We start from the raw sequence: 17,808 nt of genomic DNA on the forward strand, positions 1-17,808 counted from the left end.
TATGTTTTTGAAATCAATTATTTATCAAAATCCGATTTCTTAATTTCAGAATTATCCAAAAATCTGTAGAGATAAGGCGCCTTGTTGGCAGAACCTGTGAAATGTTTTTCTAACCTTTCCAAGATATTCATACTCAGGATTTTCCTTTGGAAATTGTTGCGTCTCAAAGATTCTCCGAGGATCGCTTCATACAAATGTTGTAATTCTTTCATCGTGAATTTATCGGGGAGAAGATTGCTTCCCATAATCTGATAATCGATATTTTTTCGGAGATAGAGTAGTCCTTTTTCAATCATTTCTTTGTGGTCGAATGCCAAGTCAGGCAGTTCACAAATGTCGAACCAACGGCAAACTTCGTTGAAGGAATCTGGGAAAGTATAGGTCAAAGTATAATCTACCAAAGCAAAGTATCCGACGGAAATGTAACGCTGATGAATCCAATGGCTGTCATCAACGGCAATTTTTTTGTTTTCCAAAAGTTTGTGGTGAACATTGTTTTGCGTTCTTCTCACATCGCCAAAAGTGTAAAACTGCTCCAGATAAACGTCGGAAAGATGCGTTCTTTCGTAGAGTGTTCTTGCAGCTGCATCGTTCAGATTTTCATCATTAAAAATAAATCCGCCTGGAACACACCAAAGATCCAAATCGTGGTACTTCAAAAGTAAAACCTTTAGCTTGTCTTTGTGAAACCCGAAAATCACGCAATCCAAAGAGACGTGTTCCACAAAATCTTTAGTTTCTACTAATTGCTGGAGATTCTGTTTATTTTTATTGTTTTCGGTCATAGGTTATCTGCGTTTTGTTGAGGACGAATGTGAGTCCAAATATAATTAATAAAGGTAAAAATATGAAAATCGGATAAAAGTAACTCATCTTATGATAGAAAATCATTGCCATATAGATGGATCCTAACGAACTTCCCAAAGATGAACAGATTACAACTATCGAAACAAAGTAATGCGTTTTTTTAGCTGGGATATTATTCAGGATTTCTGAGTTGTAGAGCGGATAAAGTGGTGCAAGGAACAATCCTATTAACGGAATCACAAAGATCAAAAGATATTTGTAATCTTCATAAAAGTAGGAAATTAAAACCTGTGAGATTCCTAAAATGATGAAGATTACACATAGGCAAATCAGAACCAAGCGAAACCAATGGAACCTGAGAATCAATTTGCTGGTAATCAATCTTCCAAAGAATGAAAATAAGGCCAAAAATGCGGAAGACTGCAAGGCGAAATAGGTGCTGATCTGCAAATTATTTTTGTAAAAACTTGGCAACCACGAGTTGAAACTTTGTTCCACCAAAACCATAAGAAAAATGATGATAAAGAAATAAATGATCTTTGGTTTTAATAAAAATCTTAAGCCACCAGAAAAAATTCTCTTCTCTGACGCTGGAATTTCTATGATTTCCAAAGGTCTGATCATCAAAACAGTGATGATGCTGAAAAGTGCAATAATCCAAAATCCAAATTTCCAATATTCTGCATAATCGCTTGTGAGGAGACTTCCGAAGCCAATATTGACAAAGAAGATTCCGAACATAAAAGCAGCATCTACACTGCTGATCGTGCTTGCCAGTTGTTTGTCTTTGTAATTGTTTTTGATGATGCTGAAAACGGAAATTTTAGCCAAAGCGAAACTGACGCCCACAATGCTCAACCAAATTTTGAAAAACCAAAATGCATCTACCAAGGGCAACGCAATACAACTTAAAATGATGAAAATCAAAGAAAATATCAGCGCATTTTTATTCCCCGTTTTGCTTATGAGATTGACGCAAAACAAAGAAATCACTGCCATCGGAATATCTTTGAAACTTTCTAAAAATCCCAAACCGGCGTAAGAAATTTGACTAGATAACTGCAAAATAATGGCGCCCATACTGTTGAGAAGCATAGAAAAAATCAGAAAACTGAACATTAGCGGAAGCTTGATCTGGTTTTTGGATGTCATTTGTTTTTGAAAAGGCGATTATAATATTTAATATTAAGAATAATTTTTGGTGAAAATGAGCTTGATTATTAACAATTTATTAAAATTAAAAAAACCTCTAAATCTCCCACAAATAAAAGATTTTTTTTAAATATTAAAAAATATTTGGCATATAATAAAAAAAGATTATTTTTATTGTCTCACTTTGAGATAAAATAATCTATTAATTATTAGTTCAAAATAAATGAAAAAGACAATTGTACTATTTGCAACGCTCTCCTTGATATCCACTGTCAATGCACAGAATTACTGGAAAAAAGGGATGAAGCAAGGAAAAGTGATCTTGACCTCGCAGAAAAGCAATGAGAAATTTGCCAGTAAATCCAATGCTGTTTTCACGGATTTTCCACAACCAAAAGAGACGGACATATGCGTTTTCGTTGATCCTGATTTCAAATATCAGAAGATCATTGGCTTTGGAGGTGCGATTACAGACGCTTCTGCAGAGGTTTTTGCAAAACTTCCAAAGGATAAGCAAAAGGAATTTATTGAGGCATATTACGGAAAATCGGGGATAGGGTACAATGTTGTGAGAACCAATATGAACTCGTGCGATTTTTCCAGCGACAATTATACTTACGTCAAAGATAATGATGAAACACTAAAATCATTTGATGTAAAGCACGATGAACAATACAAAATTCCATTGATCAAACAAGCTCAAAAAGCAATTGATCCAAAGGACTTTAGATTTTACTTCAGTCCGTGGAGTCCGCCAGCGTGGATGAAATCTAACAACAGTATGCTGAAAGGTGGAAGATTATTAGACAAATATTATCAAGTCTGGGCAAATTATTATGTTAAGTTCATTCAGGAATATGAAAAAAGAAATATTCCGGTTTGGGGATTGACGATCCAGAACGAGCCAATGGCAACACAAACTTGGGAATCTTGCATCTACACAGCAGATGAAGAAGGAAAATTCTTAAGAGAAAATCTAGGTCCAACTTTGTGGAAAAATGGATATAAAGATAAGAAAGTCATCATTTGGGATCACAACAGAGATTTGATTTTCCAAAGAGCAACCACCACTTTGCAAGATCCGGAAACTTCCAAATATGCCTCTGGGATTGGATATCACTGGTATGAGACTTGGAATAACAAATCTCCATTGTTTGATAATTTGGCAGAAACACACAGAGCTTTTCCAGACAAATTCCTGATTTTCACGGAAGGCTGCAAGGAACAATTTGATTTTTCTAAAATTTATGACGTGAGCATCGGCGAATTGTACGGGCGAAATATGATCAACGATTTGAACAAAGGGACTGCAGCCTGGACAGATTGGAACATACTTTTAGACGAAAAAGGTGGACCAAATCACAAAGGGAATTTCTGTTTTGCACCAATTATCGCCAATACAAAAACAGGAGAGTTGCATTACACTTACGAATATTATTACATCGGACATATTTCGAAATACTTAAAACCAAATGCACAACGTGTTGGAAGTTCTTCCAACAAAGACTTCTTGCTATCCACAAGTTTCTTGAACGAGAGTGGGGAACTGGTCGTAGTGGTGATGAACGAGGGCGATGCAGACACAGATTTCAATCTGTGGATCGAGGGAAAATCTTCAAAACTTTCCGCGCCGGCACATTCTATACAGACGATAGTTTTATAAACTATATATTTTTTGAGGGTTATGGACAGCAGCTTTTTGAGCTGCTGTTTTTATTTTAATTTTTCTGAGATCATCTTGCAATCTGCAGGATTCAGTCTTTGCCCTTTGGAGAAATTGAGAGATTTTCCAGATTCGTAAATTGCTTTGTTTGAATTAGTTTCAGCATATTTTCCAATGCCTTCCAGCAAAACGCCACTGTCTTGCAAAAAGTAAATTTCTCTTTCGCTGGTTGTTCCTTCAGAAGCAAATTTGTAATTGACTTTCATAGTATCACCAGAAATAGTTCCTGAAATGTCGCCAGAATTTGAATCTTTTTCGAAGTTTTGATATTTCAATTTTCCAGTAACTTTTGCGTTGGAAATCTTGTAAGACAAAAACATAGAATCTTTTCCGATTACGCTCATATAGCAATTTTCAACGTTTTCATTTTCGGAGATTTGATTTGGATCTTCGGAAATGGCCAATGTATCAGGTTTTCGATTTTCGACATTGGTTTGTTTGCCGTCGTTTTTTTCGCAGGAGCAGATTATTAGAACAGATCCGGTCAAGATTAAAAAAGCTTTTTTCATAATAGTTTATTTTAATAGTAATTCAAGCTTAGAAAATATTGTACCATATTGATATTTAGTTGAATATGTGGGTCTTAAACAAAGGTACAACAATAAATACAAAAAGTCCTATAATTTATATTATGTTAAATTGGGTTTGTAAATCGTTTTATACCAATTCATTACAAAGTGATAAAAACGAAAAATATTAAATTATTCTATAACGAAATCTACTAAAGAATCCAATTTTGGAAACTTCTTCACAGAAACAAATTTCTTATCGGTGCAATCAATTTCTTTCCAACCTTTTTTGTGGTTCAGATCGCCAACTTCGATGACGTATGGCTGATAAGTCAGTTTAGAATTCTCATCAAGGATTTCTCTGTACTGTACGGCAATATCCATAATGCATTCGAATTCTGTGTTGAGTTTCACATTTCTGTAAATCAAATCAAAATGAGATTCTCTGTTCTGAGGAATATCAAAGTAAGTTTCGTAGCTCAAAGTGTCACCTTTAAGAACTGACATTGCCTTCAAAGCATAATACAAAGCGTGTGTGTAAAATTCTCTGGTTTTGTTGCGATCCAGATCATTCTCATAAAATCCGCCTTCAAACAAAATAGACGGAATCCCAGATTTCATAAAATTGTCTCCGCTGGATGTTGGGTAAAATTCGTCTGTATATTTTGCAATTCTATTTGGCAAAATATGTTTCATCTGCATATAGATTGCCGAAATCACCGCCATACTTTTTTTCCTGTTTTCCGTGACGTCTCTTTCGACATTTTCTGAGGAAGCCAAAAATGACAAAGTCGCTGGATGACTGCCATCCGTTGTAAAAATCGTTCGTTGGTCGTGAAGATTCAAAAGATAATTGTAATTGCCATTCAAGACCACAGATTTCAAAATTCTCATCTCCGTACTGGAGTTTCTGATGAAGTCTCGATTGAGATCAATATCGTAAGCATTTCTTCTGGACCAAGTTTCTGAGCCATCAGGATTCAACATAAATATAAAATCCAATTGAATCAATGAAAATAGTTTTTCCTTAAGCTCCGGATGTTTCTCAAAAATCTGAAGAAGATCCAACATCGCCAAAGTTGCAGTGGATTCGTTTCCGTGCATTTGCGACCAGCCGGCAACTCGTGTTTTCCCATTTCCCAAAGTCAACATATAGATAGGTTTCCCCAAACTAGATTTTCCAATCTCTTTTATCTGATCGCTGTAATTCTCCTGTAAGTAAGAAAATAATTTTTCTGGGGAAATATAGCGTTCTGGGAAGTTTACATTTTTTGAATAAGGAAAACTGACTGTCATAATTGCTTTTTTATATGTTGACAAAAATAACATTTAATCCCAAATAATCACTGTTACATTTGTAAAATCATTAAACAAGTCAAAATGACAACTTGTCTGTTAATTATTTTGTGGATTGATATATTGCTACTTTAATTTTATAATTTATATATTATCAGTATTTTACGTAATCTAAATAAAGTATTTTTTTAAATTTACTTTAATGTGGATTATCCATAGTTTCTTCCGTTTGTTCATCAGAATACTAAACGATAATTTCTTTGAAAATACTGATATTTTACAAATGTATAAACGCTTAAATCATAATTATTTCGCTATTTTTGCTCATATTTTTTACTGATGAGCAACGAGATTTTATTCCTTTCGGGATTCTTGATATTTATAGTGATACTCCTCCTACTCGACCTGGGAATTTTTAATAAGAAAGATTCAGCCGTGTCTTTGAAGCAAGCTGGACTGATGAGTGTTTTCATAATTCTCCTTTCTTTAGGATTTTATATAGTCCTCACCTACTTCGGTCATCAGATCCACGGGATCGATAGTATCGAGAGATTACAGGAAATAGTTGCCAAGCATAAACATCCCGTCAAAATAATTCCGGATAACCTGGAGCATAGCATTATGCTTTATAATAAAAATCTCGGCCTCGAGTTTCTAACCGGTTACTTGGTAGAATATGCACTTTCTATAGATAACATTTTTGTAATCCTATTGGTCTTTTCCGGATTTGGAGTTGCACCGCGCAATTATCACCGCGTATTGTTCTGGGGAATTTTTGGTGCGATCGTGATGAGATTCCTGTTCATATTTATAGGCGCTGCTTTGATTCAGAAGTTTGAATGGATTATGTACGTGTTCGGAGCGTTCCTTATCTATACGGGAATCAAAATGTTTATCGATAGAAATAAAGAAGACGAGATAGATCCACAACATCATCCTGTGGTAAAGTTTGCGCAAAAACATTTCAAAGTTCATAACCAATTTGTAGGCAATAAGTTCTTTGTCGTGATTGATGGTATTAAGAAAATGACGCCGTTATTCCTGGTTTTGATTATCGTAGAATTTACAGATCTAATATTCGCTGTTGACAGTATTCCAGCAATATTCTCCATTACCAAAGATCCTTACATTGTCTTTTTCTCCAATATCTTTGCGATTATCGGACTTAGATCGATGTTCTTCTTACTGGCCGGAATTGTGAATAAGTTCCGATTCCTGAAGATCGGTTTGGCTGCATTGCTTACGTTTATCGGTCTCAAAATGATCTTCCACCATTATCTAGATGATATCGGATTTACCACTTCACATTCATTGATTGTGATTGTCTCCATCTTGTTTTTGAGCATCGCGACGTCCCTAATGTTTCCGGAAAAGAAAACTCATCATATCGAGTCTTAGTTTAAAACGAACAAAATGAAAACGCTGTTTGCACTTTTATTTTCAATTAATATTCTTGCTTGTAAATGCGATAACGTTAATCTGAAAAGTTCATTTGAAAGTGCAGATTTTGTTTTTGTAGGAGATATTTTTGAAGTTCATAAAACGCCCTCTGGATTTAAAACTTTAGATAATTATCTCAGCAAAGTTAAGATAGGAAAGATTTACAAAGGGAATAATTACGATGGCTTTTATACCGATCAAGCTACTCTTTTTGGATCACAAATTCGCTCTTGTGACTTGATATTTGATGAAAAGAATCAATATTTAATCTTTGCTTTCTACGAACCCGACACTGGATTTCTATTTTCAGAACACTGCCTTTACACAAAAAAGCTTTCGGATATTTCTGATGATGAAATCCAAGCATTAGATATTCTCAGTAAGAAATATCAGCAAAAATTAAAACTTGACAGTTTAAAAAATTCTAATAATGATAATTTTGATCTTGTTGTTGATGATCTCTTTAACCAACCTAACAGAAAAATTATTAGTCTAAACAACGAAATAAAAGCGCTACAGGAAGAAAATTCCAATCAAAGATTGCTGATCATTATAGTCGGCTTTATTTCATTTCTTTTCTTATCCACAATAATTTGGTTAATCTTTCGTAACAGAAAAATAAAAGTGATAACTAAGGCTTATCCACAAATTGTTTTGATTTTACATTAAGTAAGTATATAACTTACTGATTATCATATAATTAAATTTAATGTAATTGTTTACAAAAGTAAATATCAGTTGATTACAAATGTAAAACAATTGTAAACTAATTTAATTACATTTGTAAAATGGATTTCAGTAACAGATTTACAAAAGTAATAGAACATTCAGAATTATCTCCGGCAGAATTTGCTGAGGAAATTGGCGTACAACGTTCCAGCATTTCTCATATCATTTCTGGACGTAACAAACCTTCTCTCGATTTTATCACCAAAATAAAAACGGCATTTCCAGACTTCGAATGGAATTGGCTAATCACTGGAGAAGGCGAAATGCTGATTTCAGAGAAAGCACCTGAACCTATTGTCGAAGAAAAACCAGAAGTTTTAGAAAAGAAAAAACCGTCTTTGCCTGATTTGTTTTCTTTGATCAATGATGAGAATTTTGGCATTACCGAAAGTGAGGATAAAGTAGAAAAATCAAAATCGCGAGATTCCAATATTTCTTCACAAGTAGCTGGAAAAAATGTTTTATCCGATTCTCAGACATTAGAAAATTCCATTCAAAAACAAGATTCGAAAAAGAAAAATGTCAAAAGAATTGTGTTTTTTTATGAGGATGGAACTTTTGAAACTTTTGAAAATTAATATCAAAGTTTGAACTACAAAAGTCACAAAAGAAAATCTAAAAACTGTAAACTATGAAAAGCTTAAAATAATTTGTTTAAAAATAATGTATCTTATTTGTACATCTTAAAAGTATAATGATTTAAATATCTTTTGTGACTTTTGTGCTTGAATTATTTCACCATAAATTTTTGTTCTCAAATAATCTTCAATTTTCAAATTTTAGAAAACTTATCTTTGCAAAAAATTTCTTTTGAAAGATATTCTTCTCATCACGCCTCCTTTCACGCAACTCAACACGCCTTATCCGGCGACGGCTTATATCAAAGGTTTCTTGAATACCAAAAATATATCAAGCTATCAAATCGATTTGGGGATTGAAGTAATCTTGCAGTTGTTTTCAAAGGAAGGGATTCAGAAGGTTTTTTCTAATGAGATTGACCTCAAAATTATTTCTGAAAATTCTCAGCGTATTTTTGCTTTACGCGATGAATATGTCAAAACAATCGATCAGGTCATCCTTTTTCTACAAAATAAAAATCCAACTTTAGCGCGACAAATTTGTTCGATGAATTTCCTGCCCGAAGCTTCTCGTTTCAATCAGTTAGATGATATGGAATTTGCTTTCGGAAATATGGGTTTGCAAGACAAAGCGAAACATTTGGCAACCTTATATCTAGAAGATCTTTCCGATTATATTGTCGAAAATGTGGATTCGGATTTTGGTTTCAGCAGATATGCAGAACGATTAGGAAAAAGCGCGAATTCTTTTGATGAATTATATTCAAAATTAAGTGATGATCAGACTTTTATAGATGATTTTACTTTAAAAATCCTTCGAGAAAAGCTTGAGTTGATTCAACCAAAATTGGTTTGTTTTTCCGTTCCTTTTCCAGGGAATTTGTATTCTGCGTTTCGTTGTGCCAAATTCATCAAAGAACATTATCCGCATATCAAAACGGCGATGGGTGGCGGTTTTCCTAATACAGAACTTCGCGAGGTCAAAGACAAACGGGTTTTTGAATTTGTGGATTTCATCACTTTGGATGACGGCGAATTGCCTCTTGAACTCGTTTATGAGAATGTTTGTCAGACAGAGGATTTTGAGGCTACTTTAAAACGTACCTTTCTAATTGAAAACGGAGAAGTTAATTATAAAAACAATTCCACAAAACACGATTATAAACAAGCACAAGTCGGAACGCCTGATTATTCCGATCTGCAATTAGACAAATATATTTCCGTCATCGAGATTGCCAATCCAATGCACAGTTTGTGGAGCGATGGCCGATGGAACAAGCTAACAATGGCGCACGGTTGCTATTGGGGAAAATGTACCTTTTGCGATATTTCTCTCGATTACATCAGACTTTATGAGCCTGTTTCTGCCAAAATTTTGGTTGATAGAATGGAGGGACTGATTGCAACAACTGGCGAAACCGGATTTCACTTTGTGGATGAAGCAGCGCCTCCAGCTTTGATGCGTGAAGTAGCATTGGAAATTCTACGAAGAAATCTTGTTGTGACTTGGTGGACGAATATTCGTTTTGAAAAAAGTTTCACGCAAGATCTTTGTTTTCTACTGAAGATTTCAGGTTGTGTGGCTGTGTCCGGTGGATTGGAAGTCGCAAGTGATCGATTGTTAAAATTAATAGACAAAGGCGTTTCCGTAGATCAAGTCGCGAGAGTGACAAGAAATTTCACCGAATCTGGAATTATGGTTCACGCCTATTTAATGTATGGCTACCCGACTCAGACGGTTCAGGAAACGGTGGATTCGTTGGAAATGGTGCGCCAGCTTTTCGAAATGGGAATTTTGCAGAGTGGATTTTGGCATCAGTTTGCTATGACGGCGCACTCACCTGTCGGAATCAATCCTGAGGAATATGGTGTGATCCCAGTGAAGCAGGAAATTTTGTTCGCTAACAATGACATTGATTTTACAGACAAAACGGGAATTGATCATAGTAAATTTAGTTTTGGATTGAAGAAATCCTTGTTCAATTATATGCACGGAATCAATTTTGAAATGCCGTTGCAAAGTTGGTTTGATTTTAAAATTCCTCGAACTACCATTCATCCGGATTATATTCACGACTCGCTTTTGGAGGAGGAAAATTTCAGTTTTAAGCCGAATTCCAAAGTTGTTTTCCTGGAAAAAAATGTGATCGCTGAAGATTTTATTAAAACTAAAAAAGGAAATTCGTGGGAACTTTCTCAATTGACTTTTCATTTGAAAACCAATATTTTGAAGATTGAATTGGCTAAGGAACAAGCGCATTGGCTGATCAGAATCCTCAATGAAAACGCAATTGAAAATGGAAAGAAATTGAGTTTGTTGCAACTGAAAACTGATTTTGAAAATAGCTTTGAAGATTTTGAATTGTTCTGGTTTTCGAAACCTTTGCAACAATTGAAGGAAAATGGGGTGATTCTTTCGCTTTAGAAATTTAATGTTATAATTCATAGGAATAAATTCCTATGCTGGGAAATCGGTCGTCCCGTTGGGACTTTTTAAATGATTTGAAAATTGTGTTTTTTGGGAACTTCAATTTTATTGAAAATGTGAATCTAAAGACAAATGTTCGATTTTGCGAAGCTGCAGCCCGACTTGAACGGAAATCCTTTTTTGCTTTGTCTTCGAGTTCTATTTAGACAGAAGTCGTCTGCAAAAAAGATTGGGAGTGGAAGGCGGATAAAGCTGCCCAAACCTAACGAAGTGATTTGACTTAGTCAAATAATTACCAATATTCCGGAACTTCGTCTCTTGCTCAAATAGATTTTCCCTGAAACTTAAAACAAAAAATCCCGAAAATTGCTTTCCGGGATTTTGATTTTATATGAATTGGAATGTTACTCGCAAAGAATAATCCCCTTATCATTGTTGAATTCTAAAACACCACTTTTGATCTCGTAAGAGTAAGCGCTTTTTGCTTCTGTTTCTTTGGTCAAATATTTTTCGAAAGAACCATTGACTTTGTCAGTATAGATCTTCACTTTTCCACCAACCAAAGCAGAAACGATTGCCGCGTGATTTTTAAAGATTTGGAATTGCCCGCTTTTACCAGGAAGAAGAACTGATTCTACTTCGCCTTCAAAGATCACAAATTCCGGAGTTAAAATTTTTATATTCATTTTAATTGGCTTTTAGCTTTTGGCAAATAGCTATTGGCTATCAGCAATCCGCAAATTAAACGTTCTCTGCTAACAATTTTTGTCCTGCTGCGATAGCTTCTTCGATAGTTCCCTTCAAGTTGAAAGCAGACTCTGGATACTGATCCAATTCTCCATCGATGATCATATTGAATCCTTTGATGGTGTCTTTGATGTCTACCAATGATCCTTTAAGACCTGTAAACTGCTCAGCAACGTGGAAAGGCTGAGACAAGAATCTCTGAACTTTTCTAGCTCTGTAAACTACCAATTTATCTTCCTCAGAAAGTTCTTCCATACCAAGGATCGCGATGATATCTTGCAATGCTTTGTATCTCTGAAGAATCTCTTTCACTCTCTGAGCACAGTTATAATGTTCTTCACCAATGATCTCCGGCGCCAAGATTCTTGACGTAGAAGCCAAAGGATCTACCGCTGGATAAATACCTAATGAAGCAATTTTTCTATCCAATACAGTCGTTGCATCCAAGTGAGCAAAGGTTGTAGCCGGAGCTGGATCCGTTAAATCATCCGCAGGTACGTAAACCGCTTGTACTGAAGTAATGGAACCATTTTTTGTAGAAGTAATTCTCTCCTGCATCGCACCCATCTCAGATGCCAATGTCGGCTGATAACCTACCGCTGAAGGCATACGTCCAAGAAGTGCAGACACCTCAGAACCAGCCTGTGTAAAACGGAAGATGTTATCTACGAAGAACAATACATCTCTACCTTGTCCAGTTTCGCCACCATCTCTGTAATATTCTGCCAATGTCAAACCAGAAAGTGCTACTCTAGCTCTTGCTCCTGGTGGTTCGTTCATCTGTCCGAAAACGAAAGCTGCTTTAGAATCTTTCATTTCCTCAAGATCAACTTTGGAAAGATCCCAACCTCCATTTTCCATAGAGTGCATGAACTCGTCTCCGTATTTGATAATGCCTGACTCTAGCATCTCTCTCAAGAGGTCATTTCCTTCTCTCGTTCTTTCTCCTACTCCTGCGAATACGGAAAGACCACCGTGACCTTTTGCGATATTGTTGATCAATTCCTGGATCAATACTGTTTTTCCAACACCTGCTCCACCAAACAATCCAATTTTACCTCCTTTTGCATAAGGCTCGATAAGATCGATTACTTTGATACCAGTGAAAAGAACTTCTGCTGAAGTCGTCAACTGGTCAAATTTTGGTGCTGGTCTGTGGATTGGCAAACCTCCTTCTTTGGACAAGTTCTGAAGTCCGTCGATCGCGTCACCTACTACATTGAAAAGACGTCCGTTTACGCCGTCTCCAACTGGCATTGTGATCTGCTGACCTGTTCCAAGAACTTCCTGTCCTCTTTGAAGACCGTCTGTAGCATCCATTGCGATACATCTTACAACGTCCTCGCCAATGTGCTGTTCAACCTCCAAAACAACTTTTTCTCCGTTGCTTTTGATGATTTCCAGAGCGTCATATATGTTTGGTAATTGTTCAACTTCATTAAAGACCACATCGATAACTGGTCCAATAATTTGTGAAATTTTTCCTTTAATTTGGTTTGCCATTACTAAATTTTTACTTGTGCGCAAAGATAATAAAACTTTGTATATCTGCATTGTCAGAAAAAAAGATTTTTATCATATTTGCATAACAATTGACAACACCATTTTTAGGTGTATTTTTAGCCGGACAAAACGCATCACTTTTTGTCAAAAAATTTCAGCATTTGAAAATCATTACGGATTTCAACGATTATCACTCCAAAACCCCACTGGCATTATCATTAGGAATGTTTGATGGTGTTCATCTTGGGCATTTATCTATTATTAATGCATTGAATGAAATCGCCAAAAATGAAGATTTGGAATCAGCCATTCTAAGTTTCTGGCCACATCCAAGAAAATTCCTGAATCCGAATGATGATGTTAAAATGCTCAACACACTGGAAGAAAAGCTGGAATTGCTTGAAAGAAGTGGAATCCAGAATATTTTCCTTAAAACTTTTGATGAAGAGTTCAGAAATCTTACGGGAATCGAATTCTGTGAACAGGTTTTGGTTGACAAACTAAATGTAAAACACATCATCATCGGTCACGACCATACTTTTGGAAAGAACAAAAGCGGAAATTTTGAGTTATTGAAATCTTTATCTAAAGAATTAGATTTTAAAGTCAATCAATTGGAAGCTGTTCAGACTAAGGATCTCAATATTAGTTCTACAAAAATACGAATTGCTTTGTCAGAAGGCAGAATCACTGATGCGAATGAAATGTTGGGTTACAATTACCCATTGACCGGAAAAGTGATTCACGGAAAAAAACTGGGCAGGACGATTGGCTATCCAACCGCAAATATCGAAGTTCCTATCAATAAGCTGTTGCCTAAAAGTGGTGCTTACATTGTCGAAGTTTACATCGATGATCAATTTTACAAAGGAATGCTGAGCATCGGCACCAATCCGACCATTGACGACAAAAATGAATCTTTACATACCGAAGTTTATATTCTCGATTTCGACCAAGATATTTATGGCAAGGATATCACAGTGAAATTTCGAGATTTTCTCCATGATGAAATTAAATTCGAAGGAATGGAAAAACTGATTGAAAAGTTGGATTTGGATAAAAAATTGACGGAGGAATTTCAATTCTAAAAACTCTTTCTCAATCCGAAAACAATATTTCTAGGCAACAATCTTTGGGTGAACAAACTTTCGCTGATGTTGCTAATGGAATAACGTTGAATCGAATTTTCATTCAGCAGATTATTAGCCATAATGAAAAAATCAATTTTATAATCTTTCCAATTGTAATCCATTTTAATATCCAGAAACTTGGTCGTTTTCTGAGCTGTATTTCCGAATTTGAAGTAATCCAAATTGGATTGCAATTTAAAACTTGAGGAAAAATTGTAATAGATATTGAAAAACCCTCTTTGATCCAAATAAGAATTTGTGTTCACATCGGAGTTGATTCTGTTGAAATTCCATTCGTATCCCAACTCATAATTCACTTTTTTTGTCCAGCCAGATTTCATTTCCAAGCCAGTTTTGTACGATGAGAAAACAGATTTTATCAATGGTTGATTATTGATGCTGTTCTCATAATCGGATTTCATATAATTATTGAAAATACTAATTCTGGATTTTATAAATCTCACATATTTCCGAAGTTCTGTGTTGGCAGAAAACATATTGTTGTTCTTCACCAAAATATTTTGGTTAAAGGTAAACTCTGGATTTACAATCATATTATTCGAAATATACTTTTCGCTTCTATTATAAAAAAAATTGATGCTTAGATATTCTGACATTTGGTCACCAACATTGTAGGACATTCCAATGTTATAATCTGGCAAAACCTGAAAACCAACATCACTTCTGGAAAAATTCCGGTTACCTTGGTAGATATAACTGTTGTAAAGTTGAGTAATATTTGTAGTCGTAAAACGCCTGCCAGCAAACAAACTAATGCTTCCCGCTTTCCTACTTTCATAAGAAATATTAACATTTGGATTGATGTAAAATCCTGTTTCTTTATCTTGATTCAATTCTGATGAGAGCAATTGTTGATTAAGAATTCCCGCAAATTTCCATTTTTTATTGAACGTTTTAGTTCTTTTGATTTGAAAGTTGAAATTATTCAAACGATAATCAATTTTGTTTATAAATTCCTGATTATCAAAATTTAAAATATTATTACTTGCATCCAAAATTTTCATTTCAGAGTTAAGGAAATCTCTGCGGAATTCGTCCGCCACATAAAGTTCTAGATTATTATCTTCTGAGTAGGTTTTGAGATACGTCAGTTTTGCACCGCCGAACAGCATTTCAGAATCAACGGTTTGGTTTATTCTCTTCGCATCTTCGTTGTTAGAAATAATGGATGCGACATTGTTTTGGTCTGTAAAATCATAAGGTCTGTTCTGGTAGATTATTTTTGCCACCGCTACCAAAGCTTGTGAAGAGTCTATTTTTTTGGTATAAACCAATTTGTTTTCTGTTGAAAAAAGTCTATTGTTTCCATTTTGAAAATTCGGTAATCCGTTGAACAAGAATTGATTATCGTTATTTTCTTGGATAGATGAAACTTTGTTGTAAAATTCTAAAGAAGAATTGTTTCGGAAGCTTTTGCTAAGTTCCAGTTTTCCAATGATATTATTGTTTTTCTGTTTCCAGACTTTGGATTCTGTGTTCGCAAAACTCACATTTTCATAATCGAATCTGTAATAACTGTCCACATAATTTCTGTTTTCTGTTTTATTGTAAATCGTCACAAACTCCAGTTTCCAGTCGTTTCGGAAATTGTAGATGTAGTTGAAAGTAGTTAAGAAATCATTATTAAAGTTGGTTCTTTTCTCTTCAAACATCATATTTTTTTGATGCAGATTCAGCAGAGAAAGCGTGTTTATATTGACGCCAATATTCTCACTGCTAGTATCAGAATTTGGTTTGATTAGATATTGTACACCATTCATCTCGTTAACGCCCAGATTGTTGGCATTGATCAGGAAATACACTTTTCTCCTTTTGGAAAAATTCATCAGATTGAGTTTTCCTTGGCGCATATCTTCTTTGTAGGATGTAGAAGCCAAGAGCGTACTACCAAACCATTTGCTTTTCGCATCTTCTTTAAGGGAAAGGTTGATGGCAATCTGCTCTGTATTCTCAATATTTTTGAGGAGTTTGTTTTTGGAAAAATTGGTTAACACTTGTACTTTTTCTACCGGACTAGTCGCCATATTTTGTGTAAGTGTTTGGTAGCCTCTCTCAAAAAGATCATCTCCTTCTACCAGCACTTTGCTCACTTCTCTATCTTTGAACTTTATTTTCCCGTCACTTTCTATGGTGATGCCTGGCAATTTTCTCAGGAGTTCCTCCACGTTTTTTTCTGTGCCGTCAGAAAATCTTTCTGCGATATACTCCACTGTATCTTTTTTGATGCGAAGCTTTTTATCCTTCGTAATGCTGACTTCCTTGATTTCTTTGACGTTGTCTGTCTCAATAGTAATATTGCCAAGGTCTTTTTCAGATTTGGAATTGATTTCTAAGTCTATATCTTTCTGAAAAAAGCCAAGTGCACCAATCTGCAACCGGAACTTGCCCATTGTTTTGCTGGAAATGGAAAAACTTCCGTCCTTATTACTAAAGACGAAAGTTTCTATTTCATTTTTCTGATTGAAAAGGATGATGTTTGCCCTGGGAACCGGCTGGTTCTCATCTGACAGTACAAAACCCTTGATTTTCGTTTGCGCAGAGATTTTTAGGAAAAAAAAGATAAACAATAAAGATAATTGTTTCATTAAGTTTTTTTTTATTTTTCCCTTTCCCACTCAAAGCTTTTCTCTAACTCTCCTTCTCTGTAATGTACAGGCTCTCCAAAAACAGTTCCTGCCGGAGAATTGGCAATTTCTTTCTCTTGTCTTTCCCGTAAAACTTTATTTTGTAAAGTAATTACATCTTTATAATCTATTACAGAAGTTAAATTTTCAGCGAAGAAATCCGAATGATTCCTTGGAAGCAGAAAATTTCCGTTTTTAACAATCCTAACAGATTTGAAGCCATAAAAACCAGAAGATTCTTCGGCTTCCAAAATAGCGCCAGGAAGTCCTCGCAGTTTCCAAGGAAATACTTCGCCATTGATATCCGTTGTAAACCACACCGTCCATTTTCTACCTCGATAATCCGCTGTAGCTTTTGTACAATCATAATCCAAGATTTTCTTTGTTTCTCCCAAGATTTTCCAAATAGGAACCTCTGTTTTATCTTTTGTTAGTTTAGATAGTTCTTTAGGGCGTTGAGGAAAATAGGGCAACGTTTGATAGAAATCTTCCGATTTTTTATCAAAAAGATATACAAAGTTGGAATTGAGCAATGAAGAATTATCATGCACATCTTCATAACTTTTATACCCTTTGTCATGCCTACTTAAGAAAAAATAATTTTTTTCCTTAGAAGATAATAGATATGCTTTTGTAGTATTGTTTGGCAACGGTAATTTATACTCATATTCTATAAGTGTAGAATAAACCTGGCTGTAGAAACATTGCGAAATCAATAAAAAAAATAAGATAGTTTTCTGCATTATTGGTTATATTTTATAATATAAGTGACTATTTAAATATTAAATAGTCACTTTTTTTTTCTAAACTAATCTATTTACATACAAGGAGTCAAAGAAAGCACAACTTTTTTTGAATACGTCGTAGTTGTGGAACCAGGCGCTTGCCCCACACCACATTCAACTCCTTGCGGCCTGCCCATTTCAAGTCCTTCAAATACACCGCAAGAATTTTCAACAATAACTATATGCTGGGTATAGCATGTTGCTACCTTTTGAGATTCTTCATTTTTTTTAAGATCTTCATTCTCGATAATTGTATTTCCATAAGAAAAACCAGAAGCACAAACTGTAAGCAAAAGCCCAAATAATAATTCTTTCATAATAAAATTTTGTTTTGAT

General features: G+C 35.0%; 15 protein-coding genes. 6 read left to right on the forward strand and 9 right to left on the reverse strand.

What is annotated here, in order from left to right; all coding sequences use genetic code 11:
* Positions 1 to 17: 17 nt before the first annotated feature.
* Positions 18 to 785 carry an NUDIX hydrolase gene (locus IO90_RS15390; protein ID WP_034968439.1) on the reverse strand — a complete coding sequence of 256 codons (768 nt, stop codon included), beginning with the start codon at positions 783 to 785 and terminating at the stop codon, positions 18 to 20.
* Entirely contained in the window at positions 769 to 1,959 is a 1,191-nt protein-coding gene (locus tag IO90_RS15395; protein ID WP_034968442.1) for an MFS transporter, read from the reverse strand. The genes IO90_RS15390 and IO90_RS15395 overlap by 17 nt, the downstream gene beginning before the upstream one ends.
* Positions 1,960 to 2,182: 223 nt before the next feature.
* Between IO90_RS15395 and IO90_RS15400 the strand changes: the two genes are divergently transcribed.
* Positions 2,183 to 3,622, forward strand: coding sequence for a glycoside hydrolase family 30 protein (locus IO90_RS15400; protein ID WP_034968444.1), 1,440 nt, complete (start codon positions 2,183 to 2,185; stop codon positions 3,620 to 3,622).
* Positions 3,623 to 3,672: 50 nt separating this feature from the next.
* Here IO90_RS15400 and IO90_RS15405 read toward each other — a convergent pair whose 3' ends face one another.
* Positions 3,673 to 4,191 (reverse strand): hypothetical protein, encoded by a 519-nt coding sequence (locus IO90_RS15405; RefSeq protein ID WP_034968447.1) that lies wholly within the window; start codon positions 4,189 to 4,191, stop codon positions 3,673 to 3,675.
* A gap of 192 nt (positions 4,192 to 4,383) precedes the next feature.
* Positions 4,384 to 5,487, reverse strand: a complete 1,104-nt coding sequence (locus IO90_RS15410) for a M14 family zinc carboxypeptidase (RefSeq protein WP_034968449.1) — start codon at positions 5,485 to 5,487, stop codon at positions 4,384 to 4,386.
* 339 nt (positions 5,488 to 5,826) lie between these two features.
* Between IO90_RS15410 and IO90_RS15415 the strand changes: the two genes are divergently transcribed.
* The 4 genes from IO90_RS15415 (at position 5,827) to IO90_RS15430 (ending at position 10,659) form a co-directional block, all read left to right on the forward strand.
* Complete coding sequence (locus tag IO90_RS15415; protein ID WP_034968452.1) at positions 5,827 to 6,885, forward strand: TerC/Alx family metal homeostasis membrane protein; 1,059 nt, start codon at positions 5,827 to 5,829, stop codon at positions 6,883 to 6,885.
* A 15-nt stretch (positions 6,886 to 6,900) separates the two neighbouring features.
* The gene (locus tag IO90_RS15420) at positions 6,901 to 7,596 is read left to right on the forward strand and encodes a hypothetical protein (protein ID WP_034968454.1); all 696 of its coding nucleotides are present in this window, start codon (positions 6,901 to 6,903) and stop codon (positions 7,594 to 7,596) included.
* 119 nt (positions 7,597 to 7,715) lie between these two features.
* Entirely contained in the window at positions 7,716 to 8,234 is a 519-nt protein-coding gene (locus IO90_RS15425) for a helix-turn-helix domain-containing protein (RefSeq protein ID WP_034968457.1), read from the forward strand.
* Positions 8,235 to 8,466: 232 nt separating this feature from the next.
* The gene (locus tag IO90_RS15430; protein WP_034968459.1) at positions 8,467 to 10,659 is read left to right on the forward strand and encodes a B12-binding domain-containing radical SAM protein; all 2,193 of its coding nucleotides are present in this window, start codon (positions 8,467 to 8,469) and stop codon (positions 10,657 to 10,659) included.
* Between the two features lie 407 nt (positions 10,660 to 11,066).
* On the opposite strand, the gene IO90_RS15435 is transcribed toward IO90_RS15430, so the two are convergent.
* The gene (locus IO90_RS15435) at positions 11,067 to 11,348 is read right to left on the reverse strand and encodes a FoF1 ATP synthase subunit delta/epsilon (protein WP_034968462.1); all 282 of its coding nucleotides are present in this window, start codon (positions 11,346 to 11,348) and stop codon (positions 11,067 to 11,069) included.
* Between the two features lie 55 nt (positions 11,349 to 11,403).
* Positions 11,404 to 12,912: a F0F1 ATP synthase subunit beta gene (atpD, locus tag IO90_RS15440; protein WP_034968464.1), complete on the reverse strand. Its 1,509-nt coding sequence runs from the start codon at positions 12,910 to 12,912 to the stop codon at positions 11,404 to 11,406.
* Between the two features lie 161 nt (positions 12,913 to 13,073).
* On the opposite strand from atpD, the gene IO90_RS15445 reads away from it, so the two are divergent.
* Positions 13,074 to 14,000: a bifunctional riboflavin kinase/FAD synthetase gene (locus IO90_RS15445; protein ID WP_034969363.1), complete on the forward strand. Its 927-nt coding sequence runs from the start codon at positions 13,074 to 13,076 to the stop codon at positions 13,998 to 14,000.
* On the opposite strand, the gene IO90_RS15450 is transcribed toward IO90_RS15445, so the two are convergent.
* From IO90_RS15450 to IO90_RS15460, 3 genes are all read right to left on the reverse strand, one after another.
* A complete protein-coding gene (locus tag IO90_RS15450) occupies positions 13,997 to 16,648 on the reverse strand; it encodes a TonB-dependent receptor (RefSeq protein ID WP_034968467.1) in 2,652 nt (883 codons plus the stop codon). The two genes, IO90_RS15445 and IO90_RS15450, sit on opposite strands and share 4 nt — an antisense overlap.
* Before the next feature lie 11 nt (positions 16,649 to 16,659).
* Positions 16,660 to 17,430 (reverse strand): GLPGLI family protein, encoded by a 771-nt coding sequence (locus IO90_RS18515; RefSeq protein WP_051878756.1) that lies wholly within the window; start codon positions 17,428 to 17,430, stop codon positions 16,660 to 16,662.
* Between the two features lie 74 nt (positions 17,431 to 17,504).
* On the reverse strand, positions 17,505 to 17,789 hold the full coding sequence (locus IO90_RS15460; RefSeq protein ID WP_034968470.1) for a hypothetical protein: 285 nt from the start codon (positions 17,787 to 17,789) through the stop codon (positions 17,505 to 17,507).
* Between the last annotated feature and the right edge of the window lie 19 nt (positions 17,790 to 17,808).

Origin of the sequence: Chryseobacterium sp. FH1 (genome assembly GCF_000735135.1) — a bacterium.
Lineage (GTDB): Bacteria > Bacteroidota > Bacteroidia > Flavobacteriales > Weeksellaceae > Epilithonimonas.

Excerpts from the sequence above, each read along its gene's own strand:
- IO90_RS15415 (WP_034968452.1), top strand. The coding sequence starts at position 5,827 with ATGAGCAACGAGATTTTATTCCTTTCGGGATTCTTGATATTTATAGTG.
- IO90_RS15410 (WP_034968449.1), bottom strand. The coding sequence starts at position 5,487 with ATGACAGTCAGTTTTCCTTATTCAAAAAATGTAAACTTCCCAGAACGC.
- IO90_RS18515 (WP_051878756.1), bottom strand. The coding sequence starts at position 17,430 with ATGCAGAAAACTATCTTATTTTTTTTATTGATTTCGCAATGTTTCTAC.
- IO90_RS15450 (WP_034968467.1), bottom strand. The coding sequence starts at position 16,648 with ATGAAACAATTATCTTTATTGTTTATCTTTTTTTTCCTAAAAATCTCT.
- atpD (WP_034968464.1), bottom strand. The coding sequence starts at position 12,912 with ATGGCAAACCAAATTAAAGGAAAAATTTCACAAATTATTGGACCAGTT.
- IO90_RS15425 (WP_034968457.1), top strand. The coding sequence starts at position 7,716 with ATGGATTTCAGTAACAGATTTACAAAAGTAATAGAACATTCAGAATTA.
- IO90_RS15435 (WP_034968462.1), bottom strand. The coding sequence starts at position 11,348 with ATGAATATAAAAATTTTAACTCCGGAATTTGTGATCTTTGAAGGCGAA.
- IO90_RS15395 (WP_034968442.1), bottom strand. The coding sequence starts at position 1,959 with ATGACATCCAAAAACCAGATCAAGCTTCCGCTAATGTTCAGTTTTCTG.
- IO90_RS15390 (WP_034968439.1), bottom strand. The coding sequence starts at position 785 with ATGACCGAAAACAATAAAAATAAACAGAATCTCCAGCAATTAGTAGAA.
- IO90_RS15460 (WP_034968470.1), bottom strand. The coding sequence starts at position 17,789 with ATGAAAGAATTATTATTTGGGCTTTTGCTTACAGTTTGTGCTTCTGGT.
- IO90_RS15420 (WP_034968454.1), top strand. The coding sequence starts at position 6,901 with ATGAAAACGCTGTTTGCACTTTTATTTTCAATTAATATTCTTGCTTGT.
- IO90_RS15400 (WP_034968444.1), top strand. The coding sequence starts at position 2,183 with ATGAAAAAGACAATTGTACTATTTGCAACGCTCTCCTTGATATCCACT.
- IO90_RS15405 (WP_034968447.1), bottom strand. The coding sequence starts at position 4,191 with ATGAAAAAAGCTTTTTTAATCTTGACCGGATCTGTTCTAATAATCTGC.